The organism is Intrasporangium sp., assembly GCF_039812505.1.
Classification (GTDB): domain Bacteria; phylum Actinomycetota; class Actinomycetes; order Actinomycetales; family Dermatophilaceae; genus Intrasporangium_A.
The window spans coordinates 1-7,417 of sequence record NZ_JBDIAQ010000167.1 but is presented as its reverse complement, the minus strand read 5'-3'; the positions used below and the strand labels follow the sequence as shown (position 1 = coordinate 7,417).

Annotated in this window: 8 protein-coding genes; 1 reads left to right on the top strand and 7 read right to left on the bottom strand. The window is 71.9% G+C overall.

Translation table 11 applies throughout. The features are described 5' to 3' along the window. Positions 1–127 precede the first annotated feature (127 nt). From WMI84_RS15880 to WMI84_RS15850, 7 genes are read right to left on the bottom strand one after another with little or no spacing between them, the layout of a single operon-like run. Positions 128–1,297 (bottom strand): lipid-transfer protein, encoded by a 1,170-nt coding sequence (locus WMI84_RS15880; protein ID WP_347354749.1) that lies wholly within the window; start codon positions 1,295–1,297, stop codon positions 128–130. 5 nt (positions 1,298–1,302) lie between these two features. Then, complete coding sequence (locus tag WMI84_RS15875; RefSeq protein WP_347354748.1) at positions 1,303–1,764, bottom strand: MaoC/PaaZ C-terminal domain-containing protein; 462 nt, start codon at positions 1,762–1,764, stop codon at positions 1,303–1,305. Then, positions 1,761–2,222: an OB-fold domain-containing protein gene (locus tag WMI84_RS15870; protein ID WP_347354747.1), complete on the bottom strand. Its 462-nt coding sequence runs from the start codon at positions 2,220–2,222 to the stop codon at positions 1,761–1,763. Before WMI84_RS15870 ends, WMI84_RS15875 begins: the two co-directional genes overlap by 4 nt. Position 2,223: 1 nt before the next feature. Continuing rightward, positions 2,224–2,763, bottom strand: coding sequence for a MaoC family dehydratase N-terminal domain-containing protein (locus WMI84_RS15865; protein WP_347354746.1), 540 nt, complete (start codon positions 2,761–2,763; stop codon positions 2,224–2,226). Between the two features lie 10 nt (positions 2,764–2,773). After that, the gene (locus WMI84_RS15860; protein WP_347354745.1) at positions 2,774–4,501 is read right to left on the bottom strand and encodes an AMP-binding protein; all 1,728 of its coding nucleotides are present in this window, start codon (positions 4,499–4,501) and stop codon (positions 2,774–2,776) included. Next, positions 4,498–5,553, bottom strand: a complete 1,056-nt coding sequence (locus WMI84_RS15855) for an acyl-CoA dehydrogenase (protein WP_347354744.1) — start codon at positions 5,551–5,553, stop codon at positions 4,498–4,500. Before WMI84_RS15855 ends, WMI84_RS15860 begins: the two co-directional genes overlap by 4 nt. Beyond that, entirely contained in the window at positions 5,550–6,731 is a 1,182-nt protein-coding gene (locus WMI84_RS15850) for an acyl-CoA dehydrogenase family protein (protein ID WP_347354743.1), read from the bottom strand. Before WMI84_RS15850 ends, WMI84_RS15855 begins: the two co-directional genes overlap by 4 nt. Before the next feature lie 177 nt (positions 6,732–6,908). On the opposite strand from WMI84_RS15850, the gene WMI84_RS15845 reads away from it, so the two are divergent. Then, positions 6,909–7,417, top strand: a 509-nt coding sequence (locus WMI84_RS15845) for a TetR family transcriptional regulator (protein ID WP_347354742.1), incomplete at its 3' end; no start/stop codon positions are given.

The following is a 7,417-nucleotide window of genomic DNA, read 5'->3' as shown; positions in this document are numbered from 1 at the left end:
GTGATGACGTGGGCGCCGGTCGATGTAATAGCGCGTCCCAGAGACCTCGCTATTACATCGAATCGGGTGGGTGTCGACTCGGGTTGGTGTCGACTCGGGCTTGTCGCCGTGCCGGCCCTCGCGCGACTCACACGTCCGCGGTCAGGATCAGCGCGCTCGTCGGTACCCCGGTGCCCGCGGTGACCAGGACGTTCTCGGCCCGCTTGGCCTGGTTGACCGCGGTGCCGCGGATCTGGCGGACACCCTCGGCAATCCCGTTCATCCCGTGGATGTACGCCTCGCCGAGCTGACCGCCGTGGGTGTTGATCGGCAGCGCCGAGTCGAGGGTGCCGTTGCCGTCGGCGAGGAAGTCCTTGGCCTCGCCGCGGCCGCAGAAGCCGAACTCCTCGAGCTGGACGAGCACGAACGGGCTGAAGTGGTCGTAGAGCACCGCCGCGTCGATGTCGGCCGGCCGCAGACCGGACTTGTCCCAGAGCTGCTGGGCCACCAGCCCCATCTCGGGCAGCGGCCGGTCGGCGTCGGCGCGGTAGAAGCTGGTCATCGAGTGCTGGTCGTATGCCGCTCCCTGCGCCGAGGCGCGGATGACCGCCGGGGTGCCGGCCAGGTCGCGGGCCCGCTCCAGCGAGGTGATGACGAAGGCCTGCCCGCCGTCGGACTCCTGGCAGCAGTCGAGCAGGTGCAGCGGCTTGGCGATCCACCGGGACGCCTGGTGGTCCTCGAGCGTGATCGGCTTCTGGTAGAACCACGCCTTCGGGTTCGTCGCGGCGTGCTGGCGGTCGAGCACGGCCACGCGGCCGAAGTCCTCGCTGGTGGCGCCGTAGTTGTCCATGTAGCGCCGCGCGAACATCGCGATCCACGAGGCCGGGGTCATCAGGCCGTGCGGCAGGTACCACGCGTAGTTCGCGGCGCGGGCGTCCACGCCCCAGCCGTCGACGTTCAGCGCGGTGCCGAACCGGGCCCCGGAGCGCTCGTTGAAGGCGCGGTAGGCCACGACGGTCTGCGCGGCGCCGGTCGCCACGGCCATGGCCGCGTGCATGATCGTGCCGCAGGCCGCGCCGCCGCCGTAGTCGACCATCCCGAAGTAGGTGAGCGCCTCGGCGCCCAGGCCTCGGGCGACGTCGATCGACGGGGACGTGTCCATGCCGTAGGAGACGAAGCCGTCGACCTCGGACGGGGCGATGCCCGCGTCGTCGAGGGCCGCCTTCGAGGCCTCGATGGCCAGCTGGAGCTCGGACCGGCCGGAAGCCTTGGAGAACTCGGTAGCACCGATCCCCGCGATCGCGGTGGTGCCGTGCATGCCTGTCATCGTGCGTCTCCCTCGTGGGTCGGGGCGGTCGGGTTCGGGGCGTCCTCCGGCAGGACGGCGACGACCGTGGCGGAGGCGTGCTGCCCGCCCTCGGTCCGTGCCGAGACCGTGATCGTGGCCCGGCGCGTCGCCTCGTCGTACTCGGCGATCTCACCGGCGAAGGTCAGCGTGTCACCGGGGTGCACGGGGTGTCCCAGTCGAACGCTCACGCTGGACAGGCGGATTCGCGGACCGCCCCAGTCGGTGACGTACCGGCCGATGAGCCCGGTCGTGGTGAGGATGTTCATGAAGATGTCGCGCGTGCCGGCGGCCAGGGCCGCGGCCCGGTCGTGGTGGACGAGCGAGTAGTCGTGCGTGGCGAGGGCGCCGCCGGCGACCAGCGTCGCCGTGACCGGGATCGTGAGCGGAGGCAGGACGGTGGCCGTCCTCTCGGCAGCGGGGCTGGTGGTGGTGGTCATGAGCGGCTCTCCTGTGCAACTGCGGACTCGGTGGAGGACACGACGACGTGGGGGCGGCCGGGGATGTAGCCGGCGGGCAGCACGAGGTCGTCGTCGTAACGCTGCGGCACGACGTCGACGGGCATCCCGATCCGCGCCTCGTCCTCGGCGAACTCGAGGTTGACGACGACCCGGACGCCTTCGTCCAGCTCGACCAGGCCGACGAGGTACCCGGGCACGAACGGCGGCAGGACCGGGTGGTACAGGGCGGTGTAGGTCGTCAGGGTCCCGTGCCCGCTGACCTCGTCGGCCTGCCAGGACAGCGAGTGGCACCGGGGGCACATCGGCACGGGCGGGTGCCGGTGGGTGCGGCACTCGGTGCACTGCTGGATCGTGAGCCGGCCCTGGGCCAGGCTCTCGAAAAAGAAGGAGTTGTCGAGGTTGACGGCAGGGCGCTGCCGGGTCGGGGTCGCGGTCATGTCAGTTCTCCGTGCTCGAGGTCTGCTGGTCGCCCGGGGCGTACCAGAGGGTGCGGAACCGCATCGTGCCGACCTGCTGGTCCGCCTCGTCGCGGAAGATGATCCGGGTGGTGATGAACAGGCCCGGCCCGAGCCCGGTCTGCTTCAGCTCGGAGATCGACTCGACCTGCTCCTCGCTGTGCAGCCGGTCCTCGGGGGTCAGGTAGCGGTCGTAGGTCTGGTCGCCGTTGACCGCCACGACGCTGGTGAACCCGTTGTCCTGCAGGACCTGGTAGGCCTTGTCGACCGGGCTGGGGGGCAGCTGCTCGTCGAGCCGGTTCATCGCCCACACCTGCAGCGAGGTGGCCGGGGCGACGACGCCCGGGTGGCCGGCGGCGCGGGCGGCCGCGTCGTCGGTGTAGATCGGGTTGGTGTCGCCGAGCACGTCGGTCAGCGCGCCGATCGCCCGGTCGGTGATGGCGTATCTCGACTGGTAGTGGCGGACCTCGCCGCTCTCGATGATCCGGGCGATCTCGGATCGGGCCTGCGTTGCATTGGGCATGTGCGTCTCCTCAGCGCTTCAGCAGCGGCTCACGGCCGCTCTCCGCATAACGGGTGTACAGCTCGCGACGACGTTCGTCGTCGAGCCGGGTATAGGCGAACTGCCGGTCGCTGCGCTCCCACACCTCGTCCGAGGTGTCCCAGTGCTCGCGACGCAGTGCCGGCTTGTTGATCTTGTTCGTCGCGGTGACCGGCAGGGCCGAGACGATGCGCACGTAGCGCGGCACCCACTTGGTGCCGAGGTCGGGCTGGTCCTGCAGGAAACGGGCGAAGTCGGCCGGGTCGAAGGGCGCGTCGCCGTCGAGCTGCAGGGCGAGCATCACCTGGTCGCCGCTCACCTCGTCGGGGACCGGGTAGACGGCGGCCAGCAGGGTGCGCTCGTAGCGGCCGACGATGCGCTCGATCGGGGCGGCGGTGAAGTTCTCCCCGTCGACCCGGAACCGGTCGCCGCCCCGGCCGGCGAAGTAGAAGAAGCCGGCCTCGTCGCGGTAGCCGAGGTCGCCGCTCCACACGTGGCCCTCCCGGGTGCGCTCGGCCGTGGCGGCCGGGTCCCGGTAGTAGCCCTCGAAGGTGCCGGCGTTGCCCAGGGCGACGAGCTCGCCGATGGCCTCCTCGGGGTTGAGGATCGTGTGGTTGGGGCCGAAGCGGGCCCGCGGCTTCTCCTCGAGGGTGAACGGGTCGAGCACCGCCGCCTGGTAGCTGACCGTCGTGGGGGGCAGGCCGAGCGCGTCCTCCGGCGTGTCCGGGGTGCGCACGAAGTTCAGCCCGCCCTCGGACGAGCCGTAGCTCTCGAAGGGCTCGACGCCGAACCGGCGCGCGAACTCCTTGCGGTCCCGGGTGGTGGCCTCGGTGCCCCACACGGCCTTCAGGTTGGTCTGTTTCTCCTCGGGCCGCTCGGGCTGGGCCAGCAGGTAGGACAGCACTCGCCCGACGTAGTTGAAGTAGCTGGCCCGGAACTTCAGCAGGTCATCGAGGAAGCCGGAGGCGGAGAAGCGGCGGGCCAGCGCGAAGCCGGAGCCGAGGTAGAGCGGGCTGGCCCAGCAGGCGAGCAGGGCGTTGGAGTGGAACAGCGGCATCGCGTTGTAGGCGACGTCGTCGCGGGTCATGCCGCCCAGGCCGAACGAGGCGGCGATGGCGAACCGGCCGGTCGAGCACAGCGCCGCCTTGGGCCGCCCGGTCGACCCGGAGGTGAACTGCATCATCAGGATCGTCGCCGGGTCGTATGCCGCCGGCACCTCCGGAGGCGTCGTGTCGTCCTGCGCTGCGACCTCGTCGCGGTAGTCCGCCGAGTCGACCTGCACCACCGGCACCCGGTCCCGGTCCAGCGCGGAGAGCGCCTCGTACTCGTCGTCGCCCACCAGGACGAGCTGGCAGTCGGTGGCCAGCACGTCGTCGGCCAGCTCCTGACCGCGTCGGGTCAGGTTCAGGCTGACGAGGGTGAGCCCGGCGAGCGCGGCCGCGCCCCAGACGAACAGGTACTCCGGACGGTTGCCCATCAGGATCCCGACGTGCGGCGGGCGGGCCGGGTCGATCCGGTCGCGCAGCAGGTGCGAGCGTCGGATCGCCTCGCGTACGTAGGCGTCCCAGGTCCAGCTCTCGTCCTCGAAGAGGATGCCGACCTTGTCGTCACCGCGCCGGGCGAGGACGAGCTCGGCCGTGGTGGCCGGGGCGTCCACCGGCCCGGCTGGCGTGGCGGCCGGTTCGGTGGTGGAGGTGGAGCAGGAGGTGGCGAGCGTCATCGGAGCACTCCCTTCCCGGCGACGACGGCGTCGCCGATCTCGGCCAGCAGGGCGTCGGCGGCGCCGAGCGCGATGGCGATGTCACGGACGAGGACGAAGTAGCGGTGGATGTGGTTGTCGACGTCGGCGCCCATGCCACCGTGCAGGTGCTGCGCGGCGTGGACCGCCCGGACCCCGGCGGTGGTGACCCACCAGGCCGCCTCCGTGGCGGCCTGGGCCGCGTCGGGCTGCTCCTCGTCGATCGCGACGGCGGCCCGCATGGTCGCCAGCCGCATCGACTCGGTGTCGATGTGCGCGTCGGCGGCCCGGATGGCGACCCCCTGCTTGGTCGAGAGCGGCTGGCCGAACTGGACGCGGTGCGAGACGTAGTCGGCGGTGCGCCGGACCGCCTCGGCGGCGGCCCCGGTGGCGAGGGCGGCGAGCGCGGTGCGCAGTCTCGGGAGCACGTCGGCCAGCGTGACGCCGGGTATGACGTCGAGCTCGGTGAGCGGCACCGAGACTCGGCCGGTGGCGCCGTCGACGCCCAGGCCGGCGGGTCGCAGCTCGACCCCCTCGTGGTCGGCGGCCACGAGGTGGAGCGCGCCACCCTCGTCGGCCAGCAGCAGGTGCGAGACGTGCTGAGCGGCATACACGATCCCGAGCGTCCCCTCGAGACGGTCGCCGACGACGCGAAGGGCGTGCAGCGGATCCCCGGTGCTGATCGCGACGGTGACCTCGCCGGCGGCGATGCGTGCGGCGGCCGGGTGGCCGGCCCGCGCGAGGACGAGGCCGGCCACGGCGGTCGAGGCCAGCGGGACTCGTGCGGGGGCGCGTCCGGCCTCGAGCAGGGCGAGGTAGAGGCCGGCCATGCCGAGCCCGGGCTCGTCGTGCTCGCCGACGACGGCCTCGACGACCCCGGAGGCGACCAGGGCCTCGTGCAGCCCCTCGTCCCACGCGCCGGCCGTGGCGTCGATCGCCGCGACGGACTCGTCGTTCGTCTGCCCGGCGACGATCGAGGCGACGAGCTGTTGCAGGTCGCCCTGGTCCTCGGTGGGCCGGAAGGTCATGGTCATCGGGTACCCCTCGTCATTCCGAGCGTCGTCCAGGCGACGATCTCGCGCTGGATCTCGGCGACACCGCCGCCGAACGTGTTGATCTGTGCGGACAGGTTCATCAGCGCCAGCCGCCCGTCGGTGATGCCGGCCGGGGCGTCGGAGACCTCGAGCCCGGCGGCGCCGACGACCTCGAGCGTGAGGCGGTAGATCTCGAGGGCCGCCTCGGTGGCGTACACCTTGGCGGCGGACGCCTGGCCGGGGTCGGTCACCTCGTCGGCGGTCGCCTCGACGAGCCGCCAGTTCATCAGGGACATGACGTTGGCCAGGGCCGTGGCCCGGCCGAGCGCGGCGCGCACCCAGGGCAGGTCGGTGTACGGGCGGCCGTCCGGCAGGGTCTGGCGCGCCGCCCACTCCCGGGCGTCCTCGAGCAGGCCGACGCTGATCCCGGAGAAGGCCGCCAGGCCGACCCGCTCGTGGTTGAGCTGCGTGGTGATCAGCTTCCAGCCGTTGTCGAGGCCGCCGACGACGTTGCCGACCGGGACGCGCACGTTGTCGTAGTAGGTCGCGGTCGTGCTCACGCCACCGACCGTGCGGATCGGCGTGGCGGAGAAGCCGGGGTCGGTGGTGGGCACGAGGATCAGCGAGATGCCCTTGTGCTTCGGGGCCTGCTGGTCCGTCCGCGCGGCGAGCCAGATCCAGTCCGCGCCGTCGGCGCCGGAGGTGAAGACCTTGTTGCCGTTGATCACCAGCTCGTCGCCCTCGCGGCGGGCCGTGGTGCGCAGCGACGCGAGGTCGGTGCCGGCCTCGGGCTCGGTGTAGCCGATCGCGAACACCAGCTCGCCGGCCAGGATCCGGGGCAGGAAGTAGGCCTTCTGCTCCGGGGAGCCGTGGGCCATCAGCGTCGGGGCCACGGTCGTCAGGGTGATCATCGGCAGCGGGGCGCCGGCCCGGTAGGCCTCGGAGAAGAGGACGAACTGGGCGGCGGGTCCGCGGTCGGAGCCGCCGTACTCGGTCGGCCAGCCGATGCCGAGCCAGCCGTCGGCGCCCATCCGGCGCATGACCCGGTCGCGGGTGGGGCCGCCGCGCTCGCCCTCGTGGTGCAGCTCGCGCCGGACCTCGGGGGTGAGCAGCGCGTCGAAGTATGCGCGCAGCTCCTTCTGCAGGGCCAGAGTGTCGTCGTCAAGTGTGAAGTGCACGGTCGTGATCGCCTTCCCTCCGGACGTCGGCGTCCGGGCTCAGCTGCTGTGGTGCGGTATATGTAGAATGAATTCTAGAAACGAATCTGTCAAGGGGCCCGGGACGCGGATGGGAGAATGCCTGTCAGTCAAGGGCCGACACGGGTCGCCCGGATGGCCGGGCGGGAAGGGGCAGACATGCCGAGGCTGGCGCAGAACCGGGAGGCGGCCGTGCCGAGCACGCCGGCCCAGGTCGAGCGGTACCGGCGCATCCTGCGGGTCGTTCGCGAGCTGACGATGGCCCGGGGCGAGGAGGGCGTCCAGATGCAGGACGTCGCCCAGGCGGCGGGCGTCGCGCTGAACACGCTCTACCGGTACTTCCCCTCCAAGTCGCACCTGTATGCCGCCGTGCTGGCCGGCGAGCTCGAACAGCTGCGCGAGCAGATGCCCAGCCGCCGCAACAAGGCCGCTCTCGACCCCGAGGACGCCGTCCTGACGGTCATCGAGTCGGCCACCGAGGCACTGCTGTCCCGGCCGCTGCTCGCCTCGGCGATGCTGCACTCGGTGAACGCCCCGGCGGTGGGCGCGGGCGACGACGCCTCGCGGGTGGACGACGCGATGCGCACCGCCGTACTGGAGGCGGCCGGGATCGACCAGCCCACCGAGGGCGACCACCGGATGGCGTACGTCATCCTGCTCGGCTGGTC

Bases quoted from the DNA above. Each gene is read 5' to 3' on its own strand.
- WMI84_RS15880 (WP_347354749.1), bottom strand. From the start codon at position 1,297: ATGCACGGCACCACCGCGATCGCGGGGATCGGTGCTACCGAGTTCTCC.
- WMI84_RS15875 (WP_347354748.1), bottom strand. From the start codon at position 1,764: ATGACCACCACCACCAGCCCCGCTGCCGAGAGGACGGCCACCGTCCTG.
- WMI84_RS15870 (WP_347354747.1), bottom strand. From the start codon at position 2,222: ATGACCGCGACCCCGACCCGGCAGCGCCCTGCCGTCAACCTCGACAAC.
- WMI84_RS15865 (WP_347354746.1), bottom strand. From the start codon at position 2,763: ATGCCCAATGCAACGCAGGCCCGATCCGAGATCGCCCGGATCATCGAG.
- WMI84_RS15860 (WP_347354745.1), bottom strand. From the start codon at position 4,501: ATGACGCTCGCCACCTCCTGCTCCACCTCCACCACCGAACCGGCCGCC.
- WMI84_RS15855 (WP_347354744.1), bottom strand. From the start codon at position 5,553: ATGACCATGACCTTCCGGCCCACCGAGGACCAGGGCGACCTGCAACAG.